The organism is Tellurirhabdus rosea, assembly GCF_026278345.1.
Taxonomy (GTDB): domain Bacteria; phylum Bacteroidota; class Bacteroidia; order Cytophagales; family Spirosomataceae; genus Tellurirhabdus; species Tellurirhabdus rosea.
This window is the reverse complement of sequence record NZ_CP111085.1, coordinates 1,449,274-1,473,558: the sequence shown is the minus strand read 5'-3', so window position 1 is coordinate 1,473,558 and position 24,285 is coordinate 1,449,274. Positions and strand designations below refer to the sequence as shown.

General features: G+C 57.1%; 21 protein-coding genes. 12 read left to right on the top strand and 9 right to left on the bottom strand.

Features of this window, described 5'->3' with window-relative positions; all coding sequences use genetic code 11:
- Positions 1 to 11: 11 nt before the first annotated feature.
- Complete coding sequence (locus ORG26_RS06160; protein WP_266367676.1) at positions 12 to 557, bottom strand: DUF2231 domain-containing protein; 546 nt, start codon at positions 555 to 557, stop codon at positions 12 to 14.
- Positions 558 to 609: 52 nt separating this feature from the next.
- Entirely contained in the window at positions 610 to 1,365 is a 756-nt protein-coding gene (locus ORG26_RS06155) for a ZIP family metal transporter (RefSeq protein WP_266367674.1), read from the bottom strand.
- A gap of 104 nt (positions 1,366 to 1,469) precedes the next feature.
- On the opposite strand from ORG26_RS06155, the gene ORG26_RS06150 reads away from it, so the two are divergent.
- Entirely contained in the window at positions 1,470 to 2,795 is a 1,326-nt protein-coding gene (locus ORG26_RS06150; RefSeq protein ID WP_266367672.1) for a M23 family metallopeptidase, read from the top strand.
- 60 nt (positions 2,796 to 2,855) lie between these two features.
- On the opposite strand, the gene ORG26_RS06145 is transcribed toward ORG26_RS06150, so the two are convergent.
- From ORG26_RS06145 to atpA, 4 genes are all read right to left on the bottom strand, one after another.
- Positions 2,856 to 3,419 (bottom strand): DUF4136 domain-containing protein, encoded by a 564-nt coding sequence (locus tag ORG26_RS06145; RefSeq protein ID WP_266367670.1) that lies wholly within the window; start codon positions 3,417 to 3,419, stop codon positions 2,856 to 2,858.
- A 304-nt stretch (positions 3,420 to 3,723) separates the two neighbouring features.
- Entirely contained in the window at positions 3,724 to 4,269 is a 546-nt protein-coding gene (locus ORG26_RS06140; protein WP_266367668.1) for a YceI family protein, read from the bottom strand.
- Positions 4,270 to 4,421: 152 nt separating this feature from the next.
- Positions 4,422 to 5,306, bottom strand: coding sequence for an ATP synthase F1 subunit gamma (gene atpG, locus ORG26_RS06135; RefSeq protein ID WP_266367666.1), 885 nt, complete (start codon positions 5,304 to 5,306; stop codon positions 4,422 to 4,424).
- Between the two features lie 91 nt (positions 5,307 to 5,397).
- Entirely contained in the window at positions 5,398 to 6,975 is a 1,578-nt protein-coding gene (atpA, locus tag ORG26_RS06130; RefSeq protein WP_266367664.1) for a F0F1 ATP synthase subunit alpha, read from the bottom strand.
- A 341-nt stretch (positions 6,976 to 7,316) separates the two neighbouring features.
- Between atpA and ORG26_RS06125 the strand changes: the two genes are divergently transcribed.
- The 7 genes from ORG26_RS06125 to ORG26_RS06095 all read left to right on the top strand — a co-directional run bounded on the left by ORG26_RS06125 (position 7,317) and on the right by ORG26_RS06095 (position 15,922).
- Positions 7,317 to 8,081 (top strand): FKBP-type peptidyl-prolyl cis-trans isomerase, encoded by a 765-nt coding sequence (locus ORG26_RS06125; protein WP_323134371.1) that lies wholly within the window; start codon positions 7,317 to 7,319, stop codon positions 8,079 to 8,081.
- Positions 8,082 to 8,206: 125 nt separating this feature from the next.
- Complete coding sequence (locus tag ORG26_RS06120; protein WP_266367662.1) at positions 8,207 to 10,306, top strand: carboxy terminal-processing peptidase; 2,100 nt, start codon at positions 8,207 to 8,209, stop codon at positions 10,304 to 10,306.
- Positions 10,307 to 10,459: 153 nt separating this feature from the next.
- Positions 10,460 to 12,001: a DUF1800 domain-containing protein gene (locus ORG26_RS06115; protein WP_266367660.1), complete on the top strand. Its 1,542-nt coding sequence runs from the start codon at positions 10,460 to 10,462 to the stop codon at positions 11,999 to 12,001.
- A 120-nt stretch (positions 12,002 to 12,121) separates the two neighbouring features.
- Positions 12,122 to 13,681, top strand: coding sequence for a DUF1501 domain-containing protein (locus ORG26_RS06110; RefSeq protein ID WP_266367658.1), 1,560 nt, complete (start codon positions 12,122 to 12,124; stop codon positions 13,679 to 13,681).
- Between the two features lie 96 nt (positions 13,682 to 13,777).
- A complete protein-coding gene (locus tag ORG26_RS06105; protein ID WP_266367656.1) occupies positions 13,778 to 15,154 on the top strand; it encodes an NAD(P)/FAD-dependent oxidoreductase in 1,377 nt (458 codons plus the stop codon).
- 74 nt (positions 15,155 to 15,228) lie between these two features.
- Positions 15,229 to 15,561 carry an MmcQ/YjbR family DNA-binding protein gene (locus ORG26_RS06100; RefSeq protein ID WP_266367654.1) on the top strand — a complete coding sequence of 111 codons (333 nt, stop codon included), beginning with the start codon at positions 15,229 to 15,231 and terminating at the stop codon, positions 15,559 to 15,561.
- A 4-nt stretch (positions 15,562 to 15,565) separates the two neighbouring features.
- Positions 15,566 to 15,922, top strand: a complete 357-nt coding sequence (locus tag ORG26_RS06095; protein ID WP_266367652.1) for an iron chaperone — start codon at positions 15,566 to 15,568, stop codon at positions 15,920 to 15,922.
- A 4-nt stretch (positions 15,923 to 15,926) separates the two neighbouring features.
- Here the strand turns inward: ORG26_RS06095 and ORG26_RS06090 are convergent, their stop codons facing one another.
- The gene (locus ORG26_RS06090; protein WP_266367650.1) at positions 15,927 to 18,320 is read right to left on the bottom strand and encodes a glycoside hydrolase family 95 protein; all 2,394 of its coding nucleotides are present in this window, start codon (positions 18,318 to 18,320) and stop codon (positions 15,927 to 15,929) included.
- 223 nt (positions 18,321 to 18,543) lie between these two features.
- Here ORG26_RS06090 and ORG26_RS06085 point away from each other — a divergent pair, with 223 nt between their 5' ends.
- Positions 18,544 to 19,839 (top strand): aminotransferase class V-fold PLP-dependent enzyme, encoded by a 1,296-nt coding sequence (locus tag ORG26_RS06085; RefSeq protein WP_266367648.1) that lies wholly within the window; start codon positions 18,544 to 18,546, stop codon positions 19,837 to 19,839.
- A gap of 47 nt (positions 19,840 to 19,886) precedes the next feature.
- Here the strand turns inward: ORG26_RS06085 and ORG26_RS06080 are convergent, their stop codons facing one another.
- A complete protein-coding gene (locus ORG26_RS06080; RefSeq protein WP_266367646.1) occupies positions 19,887 to 20,432 on the bottom strand; it encodes a 2'-5' RNA ligase family protein in 546 nt (181 codons plus the stop codon).
- A gap of 96 nt (positions 20,433 to 20,528) precedes the next feature.
- Positions 20,529 to 20,960, bottom strand: a complete 432-nt coding sequence (locus tag ORG26_RS06075; protein ID WP_266367644.1) for an OsmC family protein — start codon at positions 20,958 to 20,960, stop codon at positions 20,529 to 20,531.
- Positions 20,961 to 21,113: 153 nt separating this feature from the next.
- Here ORG26_RS06075 and ORG26_RS06070 point away from each other — a divergent pair, with 153 nt between their 5' ends.
- The 3 genes from ORG26_RS06070 (at position 21,114) to ORG26_RS06060 (ending at position 24,222) form a co-directional block, all read left to right on the top strand.
- A complete protein-coding gene (locus tag ORG26_RS06070) occupies positions 21,114 to 21,863 on the top strand; it encodes a hypothetical protein (protein ID WP_323134370.1) in 750 nt (249 codons plus the stop codon).
- A gap of 165 nt (positions 21,864 to 22,028) precedes the next feature.
- Positions 22,029 to 22,907 (top strand): lipoyl synthase, encoded by an 879-nt coding sequence (gene lipA, locus ORG26_RS06065; protein ID WP_266367642.1) that lies wholly within the window; start codon positions 22,029 to 22,031, stop codon positions 22,905 to 22,907.
- A gap of 154 nt (positions 22,908 to 23,061) precedes the next feature.
- Positions 23,062 to 24,222, top strand: a complete 1,161-nt coding sequence (locus tag ORG26_RS06060; protein WP_266367640.1) for a lycopene cyclase family protein — start codon at positions 23,062 to 23,064, stop codon at positions 24,220 to 24,222.
- Positions 24,223 to 24,285: the final 63 nt, after the last annotated feature.

Here is a 24,285-nt window from a genome sequence, read left to right as displayed (position 1 = left end):
ACTTTTAACTCTTAACTCCTCAGGTTTCGGGTGCCGTAGATGTCCGTTACGCGGCCTGCGGGGCCGTCGATGTCCGAAGCGGGGCGGCCGGAAAGCGCGTTGGGCGCGTTCAGATGCGCTCCCGCGTCTACCCCGACGCCGAGCCGGTCGACAAGCTCCCCGCCGAGCCAGCCCGTAAAGCCCGCAATGGCAAAGGCCACGAACGAAGCGGTCAGGGCGATGGTAGACGGAACATGATCCACTTCATCCCGACGGAATAGCCAGGAAAGGGCAAAAAGAATGAGCACAATCACGTTTCCCACCCCGTGCATCAGTCCGACGGATTTGGCCCGTGTCCCCGACGGAATCGAGAACCAGTCAATCCAGCCCGGAACCGCCGCCACCAGCCCGCCGATGAGCCCGGCGGCAATCATCCAGAAAGAAACGACGGTCATGGTGGTGTTGCCGTTGATGAGGTAAACAACGTCAAAAATGACGGACGTGGCCAGCAGGCCAAGCGGAAAAACGATCAGTATCGGGTGCGCCGGATGCCCGACGATTTTTGCTCTGCTCTCCATAACGTTGCTTTTTGTGTGAAAACCGCCGTTACCGGGATTTGTTCGAGAAGCCTTAGTCCAGTTTGGAAAGAAAATAGGCCAGCAGAAAGCCCAGGACCGTAATCAGTCCGGCAAACTCATGGGTCTTTTCGTACGCTTCCGGAACCATCGTATCGACCAGCATCGCCAGAATGGCCCCGGCCGCTACGGCCGTTACGACCGCCGTGGCCGCGGGCGAATAGTGGCGGAAAACCGTGAAGCCCACGAGCGCGGCGAGTGCGGACAAAAGGGCGATGGCCGCCCAGAGGCCCATCGTATAGCCAACGGACCGGCCCGCGTTCTTCATGCCCGCCGCACTGGCCAGTCCTTCCGGAATGTTGGACAAAAACACCGCCACGACGGCCACCAGGCTGACGCCTTTGCCCCCGAGCAAGCTAACCCCGATCACAATCGATTCCGGAATCCCATCCAGCAGGGCACCGGCGGCGAGAGCCAGGCCGCTGCCCGACTGGTCTTCTTCCGAGGTCTGCTGGTCACCCGAGCGTTTGCGATGCCGGGCACCGCGGTGGTTTAGCACGTAATTGACAGCCGTGTACACAACGGCTCCACCCAGAAAGCCCAGTGCCGTTGCGCCAAAACCGCCTCTTCGGTACGCTTCATCGACCAGTTCAAACGAGAGGGCGGAAAACAGAATGCCGCTGCCGAAAGCCATAATGGCGGCAATAACGCGGGCGGGCACCCGGACGAAATAGCCGATGGCGGCTCCCAAAAGCAGGGCACCACCCGAAAGTAGCCCCCATAAACCAGCTTGCAACCAAAATGGAATCATACGCGATCGTAACCAGGATTGTCGCCTGGGTTCAATAAACCAATAAAAGAATATTTAGTTAAAATCAGGTATAAGAAGCTTGGTTTATGATGATGCGCTTGTCTTTGGCTGCTGTTGCGGGGCTTTTATGGGGATTGGTGGCCTGTACGGGCACCGGACCGGGTAAACTTTTTCAGGCTGCATCCCCGCACGAACAATATGCACGGTCTCTGCGGGAAGCCCGTCTGGAGCGGACCGCGCTGGGCACCGACTGGCTGAATGCGGGCAACCGGGCCTTGCAGGATTCGCTGGTCATCAATGCGCCGTACCGGGAAAGTGGTTATTTTTCGGCCAACAAGCCTTTTGCAGTAGGCTATCGCCTGCGGGGACAGCGGGGCGATAAGTTCATCATCCGGGTAGATGTGCAGGGCATGGAAGCGGCCCGGGTGTTCATCGATGTATTCGAACTGAACGAACAACCCTCGGAAGGAACGCCCAACCGGCTGCTGTCGGCCAAAGCCGATACCAATCAACTGGAACTGGAGATCCGCCGGAACCGGCTGCACCTGATCCGAATCCAGCCCGAACTGCTGCGGAGCGGTCGGTACACCATTTCGATAACGCGGGAGCCGGTGCTGAGCTTTCCGGTGGTCGGCCGCGACAGCCGGACGATCAGCAGTTATTTTGGCGTTCCCCGCGACGGCGGCCGGCGGCGGCACGAAGGCATCGATATTTTTGCGCCGCGCGGTACGCCCGTGGTGGCTTCCACCGAAGGGGTGATTTCGGGCGTTGGGGTAAACAACCTCGGGGGCAATGTTGTGTGGCTTTCGGATATGAAACGCAGCCAGTCGCTGTATTATGCCCACCTCGACGCCCAGGCCGTCCGCGAAGGGCAGCGGGTGGCGATCGGCGATACGGTCGGCTTTGTAGGCAATACGGGCAATGCCCGGACCACCGCGCCGCACCTGCATTTTGGCATTTACCGATTCAACGAGGGGGCGGTAGACCCGTTGCCGTACGTCCGGCGCGGCCTGGGCCCGGCGCGGCAGACGCCCGTACAGCCGGAACTGCTGGGCGATTCGATGCGGATTTCGGCCGCGCGGGCCGTTATCCGGCAGGCACCGAACGGCGAAGCGGCGGCCCTGCTGGACCTGCCCCGTTCGGCCGTGGTGCGGGTGGTGGGCGGAACGGCGGCCTGGCTGCGCGTGCAGCTGCCCAACGAACGGACGGGCTATGTTTCGGGCAACCAGACGGAGCCCGTACGGATTCCGCTGCGGCGGCGCTCGTTGTCGGCTTCAACCACCCTGCGGGATGCGGCGCATCCGATGGCGGCCGTGATCGATCAGCTAAACTCCGGAACCACCGTGGAAGTGCTGGGCGTTTTCGAGCGGTTTCAGCTGGTTCGCAGCCGGGATGGCCTGCTGGGCTGGATTCTGAACACCCCGGAGTGAGGGCAAAAAAAAGCCACTCACTCCGTTGGGAGCAAGTGGCTGTACTAAACTGCTGTTCGATTAGCGAACGCCGTAATCCTGACCGGCGCTTTCCGGGAACTGCTTCATAATGCTGTTCACCGTCGAGCGGAACGCCGCATCACGTTCCTTGTCTTTGCGCTGGTTCAGCTGACCCGTCGCCCAGCCCTGCCAGACGATTTCGTTGGAGCGGGCGTCGTAGACGTTCACCACAATCCGGTTCTCCTCGTAGTTGCGGGAATAGACCTGATTGTTCATGCCGCCGCCCCAGCCCCACCACGGGTTCCAGGCACCGGGGTTCGACTGGATTTGCTGACGGTCTTTTGAATCGGCGAAGAATCGGATCACCAGATCGGCATCGCCTTCCACGGCCTTGTAGCCATGAGCGCGCATCGATTTGTCGATCTCTTCAGCAATCCGGCGCTGGTTCAGGTTGCTGCCCACAATGGGGTCGGCATTCCGAACGCGGTCGGCTTCGATCCGGAACGTGCTGAACTGCCGGATGTTCACTTTCGGGTCGTAGTCATACTTGACGTTTACCGACGGCGCACAGCTCGCCAGCAGACCCACCATAAACAGACTTGCAATTATGCCTTTGAATTTCATGGATGATGTTGCGTTAAGGTTAAAACGGCTCCTAGAACCAGCCTTTCCGGTCCCGAAAACCAACTGATTAACGGTTTCGGAAGCACCGTTAGTATGCCTCGTATGAATAACGGTTTACCAAAGGACTTAGTTCGGTAACAAAGGGTTGGAATCAGAATAATTCATAAAGATTTTTTCTAGCATAAATAATTGTAAGTCAATGCTTTAATGGAATAATTTTTCGTCTGTTTCAGGCCGGGCAACGAAAAAGGCCGGGGTACTTTCCCGGCCTTTTTCTGTTAAAAAATCTTAATCAATTGGGCGCTTACTGGCGGGCCACCTGTACGTTCAGAATCAGCCGCACTTCATCGCTGACCACCACGCCGCCGGCTTCGGTCACCGCGTCCCACGACAGGCCGAACTCCTTGCGGTTGATCTTGCCGGTGATTTCAAAACCAGCTTTGGTATTGCCGTAAAAATCGACCATCTGACCGCCGTATTCGGCTTTCAGCTTCACGGATTTTGTCACGCCCCGGATGCTCAGGTCACCCGTTACTTCGTAAGTGTCGTCGTCCACTTTCTTCATGGAGGTAGACACGAACGTCAGTTTCGGATGATTTTCGGCGTCGAAGAAGTCGGCGGACTTGAGGTGGGCGTCGCGCTGCTCCATGTTGGTGCTGATGCTGGCAATGTCGGCCGAGAAGCGAACAACCGCGTTTTCAAAATCGTCGCCGGTGGTTTCAACCGTTCCTTCGAAGGCGCTGAAGTTGCCCGTTACGTTGGAGACCATCAGGTGGCGGATTTTGAACAGAATTTCGGAGTGAGTCGGGTCGATGGCCCAGGTGGTAGTGGCTGGTGATAAAGTTTCCATGATTGTCAGGAGTTTTTTCGGTTATATTGTAATGACATTTGATGTATATACATTGAATAATTCCGTTTAGTTTCCGGAGTCGAAATTTTTTTTAAATAAAAAACCCGCAACCGGGAAAGTTGCGGGTTGTATGGAAACAGGAAGAGTTCTTATCAGTTGGCGAGTGCCTCGGCACCTCCCACGATTTCGAGAATTTCCTTGGTGATGGCTGCCTGACGGGTCCGGTTGTACACCAGACGAAGATCGCGCAGCAAATCGCCGGCGTTCTCGGTTGCCTTGTCCATCGCGGTCATGCGGGCGCCGTGTTCGGAAGCGTTGGATTCCAGAACCGCCTTGTACAACTGGATCTTCAGCGTTTTCGGGATCAGATCCGTAATGATTTCCTCTTCGGAAGGTTCGAAGATGTAGTTGACGGCGGAAGCCTTCGCGCCGGTTTGAACGGGCGTTGAAACGATCGGCAGGAACTGCTCGGTGCGGAGCACCTGCGTCGCCACGTTCTTAAATTCGTTGTAGACCACTTCCACCGTATCGAACTGACCGTTCTGGAAGGCCCCCATGACGAATTCGGCTGCCTGCCGCACGTAGTTGAAGCTCAGGGCCGTAAACACGTCCATGAACTGGGTATGAACTTTGTAGCCGCGCCGCTGGAATGCCTCCCCGCCTTTTTTACCAAGAGCCAGGATTTCGACATTGCCTTTCCGGTTTTGCGCCGCATACCGTTCGGCAATCAGCGTACTGGCGGCCTTCACCACGTTCGTGTTAAAAGCACCGCAAAGACCCCGGTCGGAGGTAACGACGATAATCAGGATGCGCTCGGCTGCCCGTACCTGCTTGTACGGACTTTCTCCGGCGAGTTCGGCACCGGCCGAAACCGTCCCGAGCATTTCGCTGAGTTTCTGGGCGTACGGACGCATTTGCAGGATATTGTCCTGAGCCCGGCGCAGTTTAGCCGCCGCCACCATCTTCATGGCTTTGGTAATCTGCTGCGTCGAGTTGACGGATGTAATCCGGCTGCGTACTTCTTTTAGACTGGGCATATCTTTCAGAGTTGTGCGTTTTCTGATTTCTGTTTTCCGTTGGCATTCGGTGAAGCAACGGAAAACAGAAAACAAAAAACTCTAAACTGTATTAAGCGTAACGGCCGGCCAGATCGGTAGCCACTTTACGGATGACGCCAACGAGGTTGTCGTCGTACTTACCGGCGCGGAGTTGGTCCAGCGTGTCGCGGTGCTGCGTCTCGAGGATGGTTGCGAATTCGTTTTCGAACTGCTTTACCTTGTTGACGGCCACTTTATCGAGGAAGCCCTGCGTCGAAGCGATGATGATAGCCACTTGCTGTTCGACCGGTACCGGCGAGTACTGGGCCTGCTTCAGAATTTCCTGGTTGCGGCGGCCCCGTTCGATGGTCAGCTTCGTCGTCGCGTCAAGGTCGGAGCCGAACTTGGCGAAGGCTTCCAGTTCGCGGAACTGGGCCTGGTCGAGTTTCAGCGTACCGGCTACTTTCTTCATCGACTTGATCTGGGCGTTACCACCCACGCGGGATACCGAGATACCCACGTTGATGGCCGGACGGATACCGGAGTTGAACAGGTTCGACTCCAGGAAGATCTGACCGTCGGTGATCGAAATCACGTTCGTCGGGATATAAGCCGATACGTCGCCGGCCTGCGTTTCGATAATCGGCAGAGCCGTCAGCGAGCCGCCGCCCTTCACGATGGGCTTCAGGCTGTCCGGCAGGTCGTTCATCTGCGCGGCGATGGCGTCGTTGTTAATCACTTTGGCGGCCCGTTCGAGCAACCGGCTGTGCAGGTAGAATACGTCACCCGGGTAAGCCTCACGGCCCGGCGGGCGGCGCAGCAGCAGCGATACTTCGCGGTAGGCTACGGCCTGCTTCGAAAGGTCATCGTATACGACCAGCGCCGGACGGCCCGTGTCGCGGAAGTACTCCCCGATGGCTGCGCCCGTAAAGGGTGCGAAGAACTGCATCGGCGAGGGGTCGGAGGCACCGGCGGCTACGATTACCGTGTAATCCATCGCACCAGCGCGGCGCAGCGTTGCTTCCACCTGCTTGATGGTCGAAGCTTTCTGTCCGCAGGCTACGTAGATACAGTAAACCGGCTGGCCTTTGTCGTAGAATTCCTTCTGGTTGATGATGGTGTCAATCGCCACGGCGGTTTTACCCGTCTGACGGTCACCAATGATCAGTTCCCGCTGGCCCCGGCCGATGGGGATCATGGCGTCGATGGCCTTGATACCCGTCTGCAGCGGCTCGGTTACCGGCTGGCGGAAAATAACGCCCGGTGCTTTGCGCTCCAGCGGCATGGCGTAGGTTTGACCCTGAACAGGTCCCAGGCCGTCGATGGGCTGACCCAGCGTGTTCACCACACGGCCCAGGATGCCTTCACCAACGTTTACGTACGCAATCTGGTTGGTACGTTTTACCGTGGCTCCTTCTTTAATGTCAGAGTAATCGCCGAGCAATACGGCCCCTACGTTATCTTCTTCAAGGTTCAGCGCCAGGCCCTGCAAACCGTTTTCAAAAACGAGCAGTTCACCGGCCTGGACTTTGGAAAGTCCGTAGATACGGGCTACACCGTCGCCGATTTGAAGCACCGTACCGACTTCTTCGAGTTCGGCTTCGGTTCTGGCATTTGAAAGCTGTTCCCGGAGTATGGCCGAAACCTCGTCAGGTCTTACTGATACCATATAGTGGATGGAAATCGTTAGTTAGTTGTAAGAATTTTCGGCCGCAAAGTTAAGGAGTAAATTTCACTAAAACAGCTATTGTCAGGAAATTTCGTGCGGAAATGTTATACTTTTCCGATACCCGGAAGAGTGCCGGGAAGGATGGCCCGGCCGAATTGCTTCCGGCGCTCTTGTCGGCACCGCCTTTTTTTCGTAATTTATCCAGGCGTCGGATACACCGCATGCGGACAAAGCGACCTTTTATCACAAAATAGTTTTAGAAAGGCTCCAAAATGCCAAACTTTTGCCAGCCTGTTTTACGTTTCATTAATACAAATCATTCTGATTACCTGAAGTATCGCATGAAGTTCACTCGTTTGACGCTGGCCGGCTTGCTGTCGGCTGTTTTTGCAACCGGCCCGGTGATGGCCCAAACCAAGAAACCCGTTAGTCCCAAGGCCAAACCCGCTTCCGCCGCCCGCCCAGCACCCACCGGCGTTTCGCTTGCCTCCAACATGGATTCGCTCAGTTACAGCATCGGGGTCAGCATGGCCCAGAGCCTGAAACAGAACGGCCTGGATAAAGTAAATCTGGCAGCTCTTTCCCGCGGGATGGGCGACGCCATGAAAGGGCAGAAGACGGTTCTGTCGGACGCGCAGATGCAGACGCTGGTGATGACCTACATGCAGAAACAGAACGAAGGAAAGATGGCCGCGCAGAAAGAAGTGGCGGACGCCAACAAAAAGGCGGGCGATCAGTTTCTGGAAGAGAATAAAAAGAAACCGGGCGTTCAGACCACTGCCAGCGGCCTCCAGTACCTGGTCGTGAAGGAAGGAACCGGCCCGAAGCCGACGGCGACGGACAAGGTGAAAACCCACTACCACGGCACGCTGATCGACGGAACGGTGTTCGACAGTTCCGTCCAGCGCGGGGAGCCGATCGAGTTTCCGGTCAACGGCGTGATTCAGGGCTGGCAGGAAGCCCTGCAACTGATGCCCGTAGGCTCCAAATGGAAGCTGTTTATTCCGGCGGATCTGGCCTACGGCGAACGGGGTGCCGGCGGACCCATCGGTCCGAATGCTACCCTGGTTTTTGACATTGAGTTACTGGATATCGTTAAACAGTGACGATTGAATGATTGATTGATAGATAGGTTGAGGAATCAGCGAAACCTGTCGACCAGAGCGTGTGACAATCAATCATTCAGTCTTTCAATCATTCAGAATTTTACTTTTAACCCGATAGGTGCCTTATGAGAAAGTACCTGATTACGCTGGCCCCGGTGCTGTTGCTTGGCCTTCAGCCGGGGTCGCAGGCGGGCATGACAGCGCAGTCCCTGTCAGTCCCGAGTTCCGACGACCTGAAGCCTACGATGTCGCAAGAAAAAGTGGAGTCGTTGGTGACTAAGCTGCTCACGACCTATCATTACCGGAAGGTGCGGCTCAACGATTCCCTGTCGTCGGTAGTTTTTGACAATTATCTGAAAGAACTCGATCCCAACCGGGCGTATCTGCTGGCCTCCGACGTGCAGGCCTTCGACCGGCACCGGTACCAGATCGACGATTACCTGAACAGCGGTGACCTCACGGCCCCGTACGAAATGTTCAACGTGTACCGGAAACGCTACGAAGAACGCAGCGAGTTTATCAAACAGCTGATTCAGAAGCCGTTTGACTTTTCGGTAGACGAAACGTTCAATACCGACCGGGAAAAAGCGACCTGGCCGAAAACCAAGGAGGAGCAGAACGACCTCTGGCGCAAAATCCTGAAAAATCAGGCTCTGGAACTCAAGCTGGCGGGCAAAGCCGATTCGTCGACCACCCGGACGCTGACCGACCGCTACAAAAACCTCGACAAGTATTACATGTCGCGGGTGAAGAGCGAAGACGTGTTCCAGATGTACATGAACGCCTTTGCAGAATCGCTCGACCCGCATACCAACTACATGTCGCCGCGGTTTGCCGACCGGTTCAATCAGGAGATGAGCCAGTCGCTGGAAGGCATCGGGGCCGTGCTGCGGGAAGATGGCGAATACATCAAGATCGTGGACATCGTTCCGGGTGGCCCGGCGTTCAAAAGCAAGCAGATCGGTAAGGAAGACAAGGTCGTCGGTGTCGCCCAGGGCAATGGCCCCATGGTGAACATTGTGGGCTACCAGGTCGATGAAGCCGTGAAGCTCATCAAAGGACCCAAAGGCACGACGGTTCGGCTGCAGATCGTTCCGGCCGACGCGCTGGCCGGCACCCCGCCGAAGGAAATCAAAATCGTTCGGGAAAAAGTGAAGCTGGAAGAGCAGCGCGCCAAGAAGGAAGTGATCGAAGTAACGGAAAACGGCCGCAAGGCAAAAATCGGCGTCATTACCGTCCCGATGTTCTACCGTGACTTCGACGGTGCCCGCAAGCGGGAAGACGGCTTTGTGAGTACGACGGGCGACGTGAAAAGGTTGCTCAACGAACTCAAAACCGATAAAGTGGAAGGCGTAGTGATCGACCTGCGCGACAATGGCGGCGGCTCCCTGACGGAGGCCATCGAACTGACCGGCCTGTTTATTTCGCGGGGTCCGGTGGTGCAGGTTCGCGAAGCAGTTGGCGACATCGAAGTGCAGACCGACCCCGACCCGTCCGTGTTCTACGACGGCCCGATGGCGGTGCTGGTCAACGGTTTCAGCGCCTCGGCTTCCGAAATTTTTGCGGCGGCGATTCAGGACTACAAGCGTGGTCTGGTGATCGGTTCGCAGACGTTCGGAAAAGGAACCGTGCAGACAATGGTTGACCTGAACCAGTGGCTGCCGAAAGAGCCCGAAAAAGTAGGCCAACTGAAACTGACGCTGGCGAAGTTCTACCGCATCAACGGCAGCAGCACCCAGCACAAAGGCGTGGTGCCCGACATTCAACTGCCGTCGGCTTTCAGCCCGGAAGAATTCGGTGAAAGCTCGCAGCCGAGCGCCCTGCCCTGGGACAAAATCGCTTCGACCCGGTACGAGCCGACCCGGTATGTGGACGACGCGCTGGTGACCAAACTGCGCAGCAAGTACGACCAGCGCCTGAAGTCCGAGCCGGAACTGAAGCGTGAGGTGGAACTGCTGGCCGATTACAAAAAGGCCCGTCAGAACACCGTGGTTTCGCTTCAGGAGGCAAAACGCCGCAAGGAGCGCGAGGAGGCCGAGCGCAAGCGCAAAGCCCTTGGTCAGAGTGGCGGTGCCAACAGCGAACTGGTCGCTTCCAACGGAAGTCCGGAAACGGAAGAGGACGAAAACGCTTCCAAAGCCAAAAAAGAGAAGAAAGACATCTATCTGAACGAGGCGGGCCGGATTCTGGCCGATTACGTATCGTTCAGCCAGGTGAAGCGCTGATCCCCATTTTTGGGAAATAATACTACGGCCCCGCTGTCCTGAGACGGCGGGGCTTTTTTGTTGGCTCATAACCAGTAGATAACATTAGGGTATTTACTTAAGTAATCTGGCTCCTTTTGTTTATAAAAATGGCATAAAGGATACCTTTGTATCATGTCACTGTTACTGCCGGTTACTGAACCGCTTTCCACACCACAGGCTGCGCATCTGCTCCGCCGGGCTACCTTCGGGGCGTCGTCCGCCCATATCCGCCAGTTTACGGGACTGACGCCGGGGGAGGCTGTGCAACGGCTGCTGGCCGACACGCCCGCGGCGCCTGCTCCTCTGGACCCGGCCACGGGCCAGACGATTATGGACAAGGCCTTCAACCGCAACCTTTCCAATAACCTGCTGAAAGGCTGGTGGCTGGGGCTGATGCTGACGGAACCCGTCTCGCTGCGGGAAAAAACGACGCTTTTCTGGCAGAACCATTTCGTTTCGACCATCGCCGAGGTGCAGGATTACCGCTTTATGCACCGGCAAAACGTCATGCTGCGCCGCAATGCGTTCGGCAACTTCCGGACTTTTGTCATGGAGGTAACCAAAGAACCGGCGATGCTTCGCTACCTGAACGGCAACCAGAACGTCGTGGGCCGACCCAATGAAAACTACGCCCGCGAACTGCTCGAACTCTTTACCATCGGCCGGAACAACTACAACGAAGATGACGTGAAGGCCGCCGCCCGCGTACTGACGGGCTGGGCGGATACGGGCTTCCGGAACGAAACGACGGCGACGTTCGGCAGCCTTTACCGGCCCAACCAGCACGACACGACCGGCAAGACGTTTTCGTCCTTCTTTCAAAGCACCGTCATCCAGGGTCGATCGGGCGATGCCGGCGGCGACCTGGAACTGGGCGAACTGATCGATATGATTCTGCGGCAGCCCGAAACGGCCCGCAACATCGTCCGGAAAATGTATCGCTGGTTCATCAATGCTGATTTGACGGCTGAAATCGAGAAAGACTTCATCGAACCGCTCGCGCAGGTGTTCCGTCAGAACCAGTACGAAATCAAACCCGTTCTGACGGCGCTGTTTACCAGCCGCCACTTCTTTGACACAAACCTGAAAGGGGCCATCATCAAGTCGCCGCTGGAATTGATTGTAGGCAGCTGGCGGACGTTCGGGATGAGCGTACCGGATTACACCAAAGAAACGACCAATTTCTACGCCCTTGCCAACACGCTGCTCACCCGTTCGCGGGAACAGCAGATGGATGTCCTCGACCAGCCGACCGTGTTCGGATACAAACCTTATTACGACACGGGCTATTACGAAATCTGGATCAATTCCAACACGCTGGCGATGCGGGGCGGCTACACCGATTCGTTCATCAACGGCAACATTCGCGTCAGCAACGTCCGGCAGATTCCGAACCTGCTTCCGCTGGTGGCGGCCACCTCCGATCCGGCCGATGCGGTGAAGATGATCGACGAACTGACGGGGCTGGTGCTGGCCGTTGACCTGAGCCGGTCGCAGAAGGATTTCCTCATCGATCAGGTGCTCGTGCCCGGACTGCCCCGGTACGTCTGGTCGGACGAATGGAATAATTACCGCAATGACCCTACGAATACAGTCAAGCAAATGGCCGTACAGATGAAACTGACCAGCCTGATGCAGTACGTTTTCCGGATGGCTGAATTTCAAATGACTTGAAATAAGTGACCATGGACAGTGGTCCGTGCCTGACATCCATTCAAAGATAGCGAAGCACTGACCATTATCCACCGTCGGCTGCCCCAACCTACTACTCCCTGACTTCCTGATCACTGTTTTATGAACCGTCGCAACTTTCTACGCTTTACTACGGGTTCGATGCTGCTGCCGGTGCTGGTCGACGGCTATGGCGCGCGGGCTTTCGCACGCCAGTCGGCGTTTATGCAGGCTCTTTCCGGACTGGCGGGCCTCAACGACCGGGTGCTGGTGCTGATTCAGCTGAACGGCGGGAACGACGGCCTGAATACCGTTATTCCGCTGGACCAGATGAGTCGGTACAAAACGCTCCGCAGCAACATCGCCATCGCGGAGGACAAGGTGCTACGGCTCAACAACAGCCTGACCACCGGCCTGCATCCGGCCATGACCGGCCTGCAGCGGCTCTGGAACGACGGAAAACTGTCCATCACGCAAAGCGTTTCGTATCCCCAGCCCAACTTTTCGCATTTCCGGTCCAGCGACATCTGGTTTACCGGGGCGGACTCGAACAAAACCCTGACGACGGGCTGGATGGGCCGCTACCTCGATGAGAAATACCCGGATTATCCCGACAAATACCCCAGTTCCCAGAACCCCGACCCGCTGGCGATTCAGATCGGGGCGGTGGCTTCCACGGCGCTGCTCGGGCCCGCCCAGAGCATGGCCATCGCCCTGCAAAACCCCGATACCTTCGCGCAGCTGGTGGGCGACAAGCCGTCCATTGATCCGAATCTGAACCTGAGCACGCCGGCCGGTCGGCACATTGCCTACATCCGCCAGCAGCAGCTGTCTTCGGTGGCCTATGCCGGACAGATCAAGGCCGCCGCGGGGAAGGGCAAAAATCTGGTGACCTACGCCACGCCGAACCCGCTGGCCGACCAGCTGAAAATCGTGGCCCGGCTGATTCACGGCGGTTTGCAGACCAAAATCTATTACGTTTCCATCGGCGGCTTCGACACGCATGCGGCGCAGGTGGTCGGGACGGATACCACGACGGGGGCGCACGCGAACCTGCTGAAGTACCTTTCGGACGGCGTCAAAACGTTCATGGATGACTTGAAGGCGATGGGCCTCGAAGACCGCGTCGTGGGCATGACCTTCTCCGAGTTTGGGCGCCGGGCGATTTCCAACAACAGCCTGGGCACGGACCACGGCGTAGCGGCCCCGCTGTTTGTGTTCGGCAGCGCCGTGAAAACGCAGATGATCGGCAAAAATCCGGACCTCAACGACCTCGACAACAACAACATCAAAATGCAGACCGACTTCCGGCAGGTCTACGCCACCCTGCTCGCCGACTGGCTGGGAGAGGGGCAGCCCGTGCTGACCGACGTGCTGAGCCGCGACTTTACCAACCTGCCCATCTTCAAACAGGTCGTTACGGGCGTGGAGGAACTGTCTGCTTCGCTGCGCATCTACCCGAACCCGGCCAAAGACAACGTGCTGCTGGAGGCGGATGCCCTGTCCGACACCCGGACGGTTCAACTCCTGGACGCGACCGGGCGTCGTCTTTCCCCCACGTTGCACCGGCTTTCATCCAAAACGCTGGGCATGACGGTCAACCACCTGCCCAACGGCGTCTATTTCCTCAACGTCGAAACCCGGCAGGGCACGCTGCGGGGAAGAATGGTGGTTGCCCATTAAAGGGAGTTATGAGTTAAGAATTATGAGTTATGAGTTGGCTTCGCTATTTTTAACGTACAGGTTTACTCATAACTCTTAACTCCTAATTCATAACTTTTGCGAAGCATTGTCATTATTGGCAACGGCATTTCGGGCATCACCGCCGCGCGGCATATCCGGCAGCAGAGCGACGACCGGATTACCGTTATTTCTTCCGAAACCGACCATTTTTACTCCCGCACCGCCCTGATGTACGTGTACATGGGCCATCTGGAAGCGCACCATACGAAGCCGTACGAAGACGGGTTCTGGGCCAAAAACCGCATCGAACTTCTGCGGGCGGATGTCCTGAGCGTAAATTTTGACAAAAAAGAACTGGCTCTGGCTCAGTTCCCGCCGCCGGGCAGTAACGTCAAAACTCCGACCGGATTTGAGTACACGTACGATGTACTGGTGCTGGCGACGGGGTCGAAACCTAATTTTGCCGATTGGCCCGGAAAGCAGCTGCGCGGGGTGCAGGGTTTGTACGGCATGCCGGACCTCGAACGCATGGAGGTGACTACGCGTGGCATCCGGCAGGCGGTAATTGTCGGAGGCGGGCTGATCGGCATCGAACTGTGCGAAATGTTACAGTCGCGCGGGATTCAGGTGACGTTTCTGGTGCGGGAGCGGAGCTTCTGGAACTCGGTATTGCCCGACGAAGAATCGGCGCTGGTGACGGACCATATTCGGGAACACAGCATCGACCTGCGGCTGGAGACCGAGGTGGCCGAGTTTCGGGGCAACCATGAAGAAGAGGTGCAAGCCGTCGTCACGACGGCAGGAGAGGTGATTCCCACGCAGTTTGCCGGGATTGCTATTGGCGTCAGCCCCAATATCGACTGGCTGAAAGATACGTCTCTGGAAACCAACCGGGGCATTCTGGTGAACGAATACCTGGAAACCAGCCAGCCGGAGGTCTACGCCATCGGCGACTGCGTGCAGCACCGCAATCCGCCGCTCGGTCGGAAATCCGTCGAGCAAATCTGGTACACGGGCCGCATCATGGGCGAAACCGTGGCCCGGACGATTCTCGGCGAACGAACCCGCTACGAACCCGGTATTTTCTTCAATTCCGCGAAATTTTTCGATATTGAATACCAGACCTACGGGGACGTGCCCGCCCGGCTGCCCGACGACGGCAGTCTGCAAACGTTCTATTGGGCGCATCCCGACGGCCGGAAAGCGTTCCGCATCAACTACCGAACCGATACCGGGGCGGTGGCGGGCATGAACACGCTCGGCATCCGGCAGCGGCAGGAGGTCTGGCAACGGTGGATTGAGCAGGGGAAATCGGTTCAGTTCGTGCTGGAACGGCTGGCCGAAGCCAATTTTGACCCGGAGTTCTACAAACGGTATGAAGTGGAAATCGTGGAGAAGTTCAATGCCGAAAACCATGGAGCGAAAGTAAGTGTCACGCGGCGAAAGGGCTTTTTTGAGAGGCTTGGGTTTTGAGTCCGCTCAATTTCTTTGGAAAGGTGCGAAAAGCGTTAACTTAACGTACAGGTTTATTCAGCCTCTATGCTGCTATGGTGGCAATAGATATCTTTCGGGAAATTGCCCTGTCGTTTCCCGAAGCTTCCGAAAAAGCGCATTTTGACAAAACCGCCTTTACCATTGGGGAAAAGGTGTTTGTCACCCTGAATGAGCGGCTTGCCCAGGCCACCGTGAAGCTGACGGTGCAGGAACAGGACCTGTTTTCGCTTTTCGACAAAACAGTCATTTACCCCGTTCCCAACAGCTGGGGTAAAAAAGGCTGGACCATCATTGAACTGCGGAAAGTAGAAGAACAGACCCTTCGGGATGCGCTCACTTCGGCCTATCGTACAACGGCACCCAAACGACTTGCCAGCCAATTCTAAAAATATGGAAAAGACAAAATTTACCTCGACCGACGAATACATTGCTTCGTTTCCCGAAGACGTTCAGGAACTACTGCAAAAAATACGGAGCGTTATCCGGGAAGCGGCCCCGGAGGCGAAGGAGGTCATAAGCTACAACATGCCCACCTACAGACAGAAAGAGGCGCTGGTGCATTTTGCGGCCTACAAATCGCACATTGGCTTTTACCCGGCCCCTTCGCCGATAACGGCGTTTGCGGAAGAACTGGCAGGGTATAAAAGAGCGAAAGGCTCAGTGCAGTTTCCGCTGACTGAGCCTATTCCCTTTGAGTTAATCCGCGCCATGACCGAGTACCGGGTGCGGCAGGTAAGCGAATCCTAGGCGTTTACCACTTCACGGTTAACCTCTGCCCCGGCTTCAGCGTCACGGCCTGCGTTTTGCCGCCGCTGACCAGCTGGGTTTTGCCGCCCGTTTTTGAGTGCAGCGTTACCGAGGTCAGGCGTTTGTCGGCCCATTGCATCGCCACATCGAAGCCGCCCCGTGCCCGCAGGCCGCTGACCGAGCCGCCAGCCCAGACGTCGGGCAGGGCGGGCAGCAGCCGGATTTCGTCTTCGGTCGATTGCACGAGCATTTCGGCCACGGCCGCCGTGCCGCCAAAATTGCCGTCGATCTGAAACGGCGGGTGCGCGTCGAACAGGTTCGGATACGTGCCGCCGCCCCGGGCATAGGTGGTTTTCACGCCGTCCGGCACCACGTAATGCAGCAGTTCGCGGTACATTTTGTAGGCGTGATTGCCGTCCCAGAGCCGCGCCCAGAGGTTGATGCGCCAGCCTTTCGACCAGCCCGTGGTTTCGTCGCCTTTGATTTCGAGTGTCCGGCGGCAGGCCTGCGCGAGGTCCGGCGTTTTGTCGGGGCGGATGTGGTTGCCCGGATACAGTCCGAACAGGTGCGACTGGTGGCGGTGTTTGGGGTCGGCGTCCTTCCAGTCGTGGTACCATTCCTGCAAATTCCCCTCGGCCCCGACCTTGTACGGGTACAGCCGCGCCAGCGCTTTTTCGAGTTTCGCGCGGAAATCGGCGTCAATGTTGAGCCGTTTCGACGCCTCTATCGTCTGGGCGAAACACTCCCGAATGATCGCCAGATCGGCCGTTGCGCCGTAAAGCGTCGCGCCTTTGTAGCCGTCGGGAGCGACGAAAATATTCTCCGGCGACGTGGAGGGCGAGGTGATCAGGTTGCCGTTTTTATCTTCCACCAGCCATTCTAGGCAGAACTGAGCGGCCCCTTTCAGGAGCGGATAGGCCTGCTGCCGCAGAAACGCCTTGTCCTGCGAGAACGCGTAATGTTCCCACAGGTGGGTGCTGAGCCAGGCCCCGCCCATGTTCCAGTTGGCCCAGCCGGGGTCGCCCTGGCCGAAGTCACCGACGGGGTTGGTCATGGCCCAGATGTCGGAATTGTGAGCGACGGTCCAGCCGTTGACGCCGTAGAACGTTTTCGCCGTTACTGCGCCGGTTTTGGCCAGATTGCCGATGAAGGTCAGCAGCGACCCGTGCATTTCGGGCAGGTTGGTGCTTTCGGCGGGCCAGTAATTTTCCTGGGCGTTGATGTTGGTGGTGTAATTGCTGCTCCAGGGCGGCCGCATGTAGGGATTCCAGATGCCCTGCAGATTGGCCGGAACGCCCGGCGTCCGCGAACTGCTGATGAGCAGATACCGCCCGAAGTTGAAGTACAGCATTTCGAGGTTTTTGTCCTCCTGCCCGGTCGCGTAGCGTTGGAGGCGCTCGTCGGTCGGCAGACTGGGCGCCTGACTGGGGCCGAGGTTGAGGCTGACGCGATTGAAGTAGGTCTGGTAATCCGCCACGTGCGCCTGCTTCAACTGGTGGTAGGGTTTGGCAAAAGCCTTTGTGAGCCGTTCGGCGGCAAGGGCCTCGTGAGGCAGCCCTTCCGTCGCCGGATTTTTGTCGAACCCGTTGAAACTGGTGGCTATTGCGACGAACAAAACAGCTTCGGTGCCGCCCTGCAAACCTACGGTGCTGTCGGTTGTCACGAGGCGTCCGTCCGTAGCTTTGAGGCGGGCCAGCGTGGTAAAGCGGGTGCCTTTGGCGGAGTCAAAAACCACGGCGTTCGGCATATTTCCCCGGTAGCTTGGTTCGGCATGGATGGGCGCGTTGCCGGTCGCCTTCAGCACCGAATTAGGGGTCGTGACCCCATGACGAAGCAGACTGTTGAACCGGACCGAGAAATTCAGGGCGCCTTTCCGGCTGCTGCTTAGCCGGACCACCATAATTTTATCGGGATGCGAGACAAAGTATTCGCGGGTATAGTTTACGCCGTCGATCTGGTAGGTGGTCGTCGAAACGGCCTCCGAAAGGCTCAGCTGGCGGTAATAATTCTGGGCCGTCGGGCCGTGGCCGAAGTCGATGAACAGCGTGCCGAGCGGGGCGTAGGATTCCGAAAATTTGCCCTGAAGCTTTTTATTCAGCTGGTCGGCCAGTTTGTAATCTTCCTTTCGAAGCGCCTCTCGAACGGCCTCCACGTTCTTGTACGCCTCCGGAGCCATGTTGGCGTTGACGGGTTCGCCCGACCAGAGCGTGGCGTCGTTGAGGTAAATCTTGTCGGACTGTACGCCGCCGAAGACCGTCGCGCCCTGGGTGCCGTTGCCGAGCACCAGCGTTTCTTCAAAGTATTGTGCGGGTTGCTTGTACCAGAGTGTTTTGTCCGGTTGCTGGGCCCACAGGGTTGACGTAACCAGCAGCAGCAGTCCGGCCATGTACTGTTTCATAGGCGGGAAAAAGGTGTTTTACAGGTTAAGCGTTTACGTTTACAAGGCAGGGTGCGAACGGGCCTGCCAATTTTTCATTGCCGACAAAAGAAGCCGAAAAGCCAAACTTAACGCTTTCCGGGCAGGATTAAACGGAGAGTGGGGAAATGTAACCGGCGAATTGACGCAGCAGACGGCTTTTTTTCTATATTTGGTTGCGCCGCATTCACCCAAAACGCTTCCTATGTCTACCCGACGTTCGTTTATCCGTCACCTCGGCTCGGCCGTTGCCGGAACCTTCGCCCTGCCCGCTTTTCTGGAAAAAGCCGTGGCACAGCCCCTGCAATCCTATCGACCCGACGCTTCTCCGCTGCAACTGGCGCAGGATGAAGATTTCTGGAACTGGGTCAAGACGGAGTACACCGCTTCGCCGAATCTGCTGAACCTCAACAACGGCGGCGTTTGCCCGCAGCCCAAAACGGTGCAGGACGCGCATATCCGCTTTTATCAGTACGCCAACGAGGCTCCGAGCTATTACATGTGGCGCATTCTGGACCAGGGCCGCGAAGCCCTGCGGACCAAACTGGCCGATCTGGCGGGCTGCTCGGCGGAGGAAATCGCCATCAACCGGAACGCCACCGAAGGACTCAACACCGTTATTTTTGGTCTTAACCTGAAAGCCGGCGACGAAGTGGTGCTCACCAAACAGGATTATCCGAACATGATCAACGCCTGGAAGCAGCGCGAGAAACGGGACGGAATCAAACTGGTCTGGATCGACCTCGAACTGCCCAGCGAAAACGACGATTATCTGGTTGAAAAATATGTAAAAGCCTTTACCTCCAAAACGAAAATCGTCCATGTCACGCAGCTGATCAACTGGGTGGGGCAGATCATGCCCGTGCGGAAAATCGCCGACATCGCCCACCAGCGCGGCATCGAGGTCATCGCCGACGGGGCGCACACGTTCGCGCTGCTGGACTTCAAAATTCCCGATCTGGGCTGCGATTATTTCGCCACGAGCCTGCACAAATGGCTGGGCGCGCCGTTCGGCAGCGGGATGATGTACATCCGGAAAGAAAAAATCAAAAACGTCTGGGCGCTGCTCTCCAACAACGAGCCCGACGGGCCGGACATCCGGAAGTTCGAATCCCTGGGAACCCGCTCGTTTGCGTCCGAAATGGCCATCGGCACAGCCGTTGACTTCCAGCTGGCGCTCGGCACGGCCCGCAAACAGGCGCGGGTTCAATACCTCAAAAACTACTGGGCTGAACGGGTGCGCGACATTCCGGGGGTGCATCTCCATACTTCTCTCAAGCCCGAATTTGCCTGCGGCGTGGCCCTGTTTTCCATCGACGGGCTGAAAGCCGGGGAGGTTGAGTCGCAGCTGCTGAGCCAGTACAAAATTCACACGAGCCCCATCGAGTGGGAGCGCATCAAAGGCGTTCGGGTGACACCAAACGTCTACCACACGCCCAAAGACCTGGATCGGCTGGTGACGGCGGTGGAGCAGATCGCGAAAGGACGCAAGCGGAGCTGAAAGCGGGGGAGTGCGGGGAGAAAGCCGAGTTTGGAAAGGTTTCTGGCTCAGACGCTGCTTTCTTCGCCGGGCGATGCCGTTGGGAAGGAGAAGGTTTCTGCAATGACCCAGCCCGCGCCGGTATGTCTGAGTAAGGTCAGGCCGGAGGCGGTGAAGGTGCGTTCGTAGGAAATGCCGGAAAAATAGGCCCAGGCCGCCGGAAACCGCTGCACCGGCAAATCCCGGAAAGCGACGGTCATGTGCGGATGAAACGGGCGGTTGTCCGGCCTCAGGTTCAGGGCGGCTTCAAACGCCCGGCTGGTTTCCCGCTGGCACTGCTGCAGGGCTTCGCTGTTCTCCACGCCGACAAAAATCACCCGCTTCCCAAACCGGTCGAAGTGGCGCAGTTGCACCGGGAACGGCTCCAGCCGGGAAGCGATTTCCGACAAAAAAAGAGGCGTCTGCGCAACCCGAAACGGGGGAACAAGCGTAATATGGGGCGGAGACTTCAGGGCGTGGCCCGAACCAAAGCGGTCGCGGGCCGCTTCCTTAAAAGCCGTTACCTCAGCCTGAATCCCCGCATCGGGAAGAAGCGCAACAAAGTAAAGCGTCATTTTTTTAGTTATGAGTTAAGAATTAAGAGTTATGAATTGGCTCCGCCTAACTACCAGATTGACTGTTAGGCGGAGCCAACTCATAATTCATAATTCTTAACTCATAACTGACAAGCTTGTCCATTCGAAGGTGATGGCCTGCTCGATGTCGGGGTGGAGGCTGAGGGCGACGGGGCAGGTGCGGGCGGCGCGTTCGAGTTTGGTGCGGTCAGACTCCGAAAGCTCGCTGGGCGTCTGCATCGTGAGGTGAACTTCGATGCGGGCGATGCGGCGCGGCGGTTCGGCAGACATTATTTTGGTGATGCTCATCTGGCTGTCGGTCAGGTCGATGCCGTCGCGGCGGGCGGCAATGCCCATGATGGTCATCATGCAGCTTCCAAGCGAAGCGGCCACCAGATCGGTGGGAGAGAAGGCCTCGCCCCGGCCGTTGTTGTCGGTGGGCGCATCGATCAGGATACGGGTTCCGGATTGCAGGTGAACGGCCTCGGTGCGCAGATCGCCGAGGTAACGGGTTTCAATCGTCGGCATAAGGTGTATTCAGTTAAGAATGAGCAGAAATTTTGGTTTTCCGGAAAAACTTACGGGCATCCAACTGGTTACTTTACTGGAAAGCAGTGGTTGTTTCGTGGTTTCAAGTTAAGTCGTTATATTTATCAATACAAAACTCTACCTTCTACGGCTGTGAATCGAGTTCGAATCATATTTATTTTCCTGTGCCTGATGGCGGCGGGTCGGGCAAAGGCCCAGACCCCCAATCAGGATGCAGATGAGGAGCGTTATAATTCGGTAACGACCTACGGAATCACCACCAACACCAATTCCGGTATCCTGGGCGGATTTGTTTTTCGCCAGTCGAAAGTGCTGCCGAACCTCTTCAAAGGCAAGCGGCAGTTCCGGTATCTGGCCGTGGAAGTCGTCAACGTCAAGCACCCCAAAGAGGTGCAGTCGCAGACGCAGTTTACCGGAGCCCGGTTCATCTTCGGCAAGCAGAACTACTTTTTTGTGATCCGGCCCCAGTATGGCCGTGAAATCGCGCTGTTCACCCGCACGGCCGACGAAGGAATCGCCATCAACGGAATCCTGGCGGCGGGTCCGTCTCTGGGACTGCTGAAGCCGTATTACGTCCAGGTGCAGTCGCGTCCGGGGCAGGTGCGGACCGAGCAGTACGACCCGGCCAAGCACGACCAGTCGGTGATCATCGGGGCGGGCAGCTTCTTTCAAGGCTTCGAAAAATCGAAAATCAATCTGGGTGCCAACATAAAAGCCGCCGTCTCCTTCGAACTCAGCGCCTTTCGCAACAACATGACCGGGCTCGAAATCGGCTTTCTGGCCGAAGCTTTCACCAAAGAAGCGGTCATCATGCCTTTCGCCACCAACCGCAGCGTCTTTACCTCCGGCTACCTGACCCTGTATTTTGGCAACAAAAAATAAAAAAGTTATGAGTTAAGAGTTATGAATTATGAGTTAAGCTCCGCCAAGCAGTAAGCTGACCGGCGAAGCTTAACTCATAATTCATAACTCTTAACTCATAACTTTTTTCTTCCGAACTTTGCTGCCGTAAATTTCATTGTGTAGAAAACAGGACTGAGGATTGCTATGATTGAACTTCCCGTAATACCCTCCGAGCCTCAGAGGAAAAAACGCCCTGACTGGCTGCGCGTCAAGCTGCCGATCGGGCCTGAATATGCCAAAGTTCGCAAGTTAGTAGACACCTATAAGCTGCATACCATCTGCGAAAGCGGCAACTGCCCCAACATGGGTGAGTGCTGGGGCGCCGGTACCGCTACGTTCATGATTCTGGGGAACGTCTGCACCCGGAGCTGTTCGTTCTGCGCCGTCGCGACGGGCCGCCCGAATGAATACGATACCGACGAACCCCGCCGCGTGGCCGAAGCCGTGATGCTGATGAAGGTCAAGCATGCCGTGATTACTTCGGTCAACCGCGACGAACTGAAAGATAAAGGAGCCGAAATCTGGTACCAGACCGTACGGGCCATCAAGGAACTGTCTCCCGAAACGACCATCGAAACGCTGATTCCGGATGTGAAAGGGGCCTGGGACGCCCTGATTCGCATGATTTCGGCGGGTCAGGAAGTGGTGTCGCATAACGTGGAAACGGTGGAGCGGCTGTACCGGGCCGTGCGCCCGCAGGCGAAATACGCCCGCAGTCTGGAACAGATCCAACGGACCAAGGAATACGGGCAGCGCACCAAGTCGGGCATTATGCTGGGCCTGGGCGAAACGCACGAAGAAGTATTCAAAGCGATGGATGATCTGGCCGCTCACGGGCTGGACATCCTGACGCTCGGCCAGTATCTGCAGCCGACCAAAATGCACCACGAGGTTATCGAGTGGATTCATCCCGAAACGTTTGCCATGTACCGGGAAGAAGGACTCAAACGGGGTCTGAAATACGTGGAATCTGGCCCGCTGGTGCGATCGAGCTACCACGCAGAAAAGCACGTGAACGTTTAAAAAGTAGTCAGGAAGTCGTAGGCGGTCCGCCGCCGCGGTCGCAGGTCATATGTGGTCCGCCGCTGTGGTGGCTCCGCCGTTTTTATATTGAAGCAGCGGCCCTCAAGACCTGCGACCGCGGCGGCGGACCACCTACGACTTACGACTTTTTGCTATGAAACGCTACGACTTCATCATTGCCGGAGGAGGAATGGCGGGGCTGAGCCTGGCTTACTACCTGAGCAAGTCCCAGCTGCGCGACCGTTCCATTCTCATCATCGACCGAGAACCAAAGAACCGCAACGACCGTACCTGGTGTTACTGGGAACAGGGCGTGGGGCCTTTCGAACCGATTGTGTTCCGGCAATGGTCGACCGTCGAGTTTTTTGGAACGACCTACAGCGGGCCGCTCAACATCGGCGATTACCGCTACAAGATGCTTCGCGGCATCGACTTCTACCAGTACATCAAAGCGCAGCTGGCCGCCATCCCGACCATCGAGATCAAACAGGCCAACATCAAGCGCATCAAGGATACGCCCCAGGGCGGCTTTGTGCTGACCAGTCAGGCGCCTTATATCGCCGATTACGTATTCGACAGTACGTTTCCGCTCAAATTAAACCTTCCGCGGCAGCACAACCTGCTTCAGCATTTCAAAGGCTGGGTCATCCGGACCGAAAAGCCGTGTTTCGACGTTCAGCGTCCCCGCATGATGGACTTCCGCATCGAGCAGGAGGGCGACTGCCGGTTTCTGTACATCCTCCCGTTCGATGAGCGAACGGCCCTGGTCGAGTACACCATTTTCAACGAAACGCTGCTGGCGGAGCCTGAATACGAAACGGCGCTGCGCCGCTACATCGAGCAGTATCTGGATACCGGCGGTTACGAGATCAGCGAAACTGAATACGGCGTCATTCCGATGTCCGACGAGCCAACAATGGAAAGCCCCTCGGATCACATCATCCGGATTGGCACCTCGGGCGGGTACACCAAGGCGTCTACCGGCTACACCTTTCAGCGGACGCAGCGGTATTTGCAGCAACTGGTCCGGAACCTGGAGCAGACCGGCAAGCCCCAGCGACCCGTCAACCGGCTGTACCAGTGGTTCAAGATGTTTCAGGACAGTGTCCTGCTGAACGTGCTGAAATACCGGCGGCATTCGATGGCGGATGTGTTCACCCGTCTGTACGCCCGAAACCAGCCCGCCGATATTTTCAGATTTCTGGACGAAGACACTTCCGTCTGGGAAGACCTGCGCATCATGTCCACCGTGCCGCTCGGCCCGTTTACCGTAGCGGCGGCCGACGTGCTCCGAAAACGCCTCCTCCGCGTTTAACCCCTGTCAGCGGCCACAGGCCCTGACAGGGATTTTTACGCAACCGAAATTGAAAGCTACTGC

What these genes read in the sequence shown, in the direction of transcription:
- ORG26_RS06160 (WP_266367676.1), bottom strand. Translation starts at nt 557, where the DNA reads ATGGAGAGCAGAGCAAAAATCGTCGGGCATCCGGCGCACCCGATACTG.
- ORG26_RS06155 (WP_266367674.1), bottom strand. Translation starts at nt 1,365, where the DNA reads ATGATTCCATTTTGGTTGCAAGCTGGTTTATGGGGGCTACTTTCGGGT.
- ORG26_RS06145 (WP_266367670.1), bottom strand. Translation starts at nt 3,419, where the DNA reads ATGAAATTCAAAGGCATAATTGCAAGTCTGTTTATGGTGGGTCTGCTG.
- ORG26_RS06140 (WP_266367668.1), bottom strand. Translation starts at nt 4,269, where the DNA reads ATGGAAACTTTATCACCAGCCACTACCACCTGGGCCATCGACCCGACT.
- atpG (WP_266367666.1), bottom strand. Translation starts at nt 5,306, where the DNA reads ATGCCCAGTCTAAAAGAAGTACGCAGCCGGATTACATCCGTCAACTCG.
- atpA (WP_266367664.1), bottom strand. Translation starts at nt 6,975, where the DNA reads ATGGTATCAGTAAGACCTGACGAGGTTTCGGCCATACTCCGGGAACAG.
- ORG26_RS06125 (WP_323134371.1), top strand. Translation starts at nt 7,317, where the DNA reads ATGAAGTTCACTCGTTTGACGCTGGCCGGCTTGCTGTCGGCTGTTTTT.
- ORG26_RS06120 (WP_266367662.1), top strand. Translation starts at nt 8,207, where the DNA reads ATGAGAAAGTACCTGATTACGCTGGCCCCGGTGCTGTTGCTTGGCCTT.
- ORG26_RS06115 (WP_266367660.1), top strand. Translation starts at nt 10,460, where the DNA reads ATGTCACTGTTACTGCCGGTTACTGAACCGCTTTCCACACCACAGGCT.
- ORG26_RS06110 (WP_266367658.1), top strand. Translation starts at nt 12,122, where the DNA reads ATGAACCGTCGCAACTTTCTACGCTTTACTACGGGTTCGATGCTGCTG.
- ORG26_RS06100 (WP_266367654.1), top strand. Translation starts at nt 15,229, where the DNA reads ATGGTGGCAATAGATATCTTTCGGGAAATTGCCCTGTCGTTTCCCGAA.
- ORG26_RS06095 (WP_266367652.1), top strand. Translation starts at nt 15,566, where the DNA reads ATGGAAAAGACAAAATTTACCTCGACCGACGAATACATTGCTTCGTTT.
- ORG26_RS06090 (WP_266367650.1), bottom strand. Translation starts at nt 18,320, where the DNA reads ATGAAACAGTACATGGCCGGACTGCTGCTGCTGGTTACGTCAACCCTG.
- ORG26_RS06085 (WP_266367648.1), top strand. Translation starts at nt 18,544, where the DNA reads ATGTCTACCCGACGTTCGTTTATCCGTCACCTCGGCTCGGCCGTTGCC.
- ORG26_RS06080 (WP_266367646.1), bottom strand. Translation starts at nt 20,432, where the DNA reads ATGACGCTTTACTTTGTTGCGCTTCTTCCCGATGCGGGGATTCAGGCT.
- ORG26_RS06075 (WP_266367644.1), bottom strand. Translation starts at nt 20,960, where the DNA reads ATGCCGACGATTGAAACCCGTTACCTCGGCGATCTGCGCACCGAGGCC.
- lipA (WP_266367642.1), top strand. Translation starts at nt 22,029, where the DNA reads ATGATTGAACTTCCCGTAATACCCTCCGAGCCTCAGAGGAAAAAACGC.
- ORG26_RS06060 (WP_266367640.1), top strand. Translation starts at nt 23,062, where the DNA reads ATGAAACGCTACGACTTCATCATTGCCGGAGGAGGAATGGCGGGGCTG.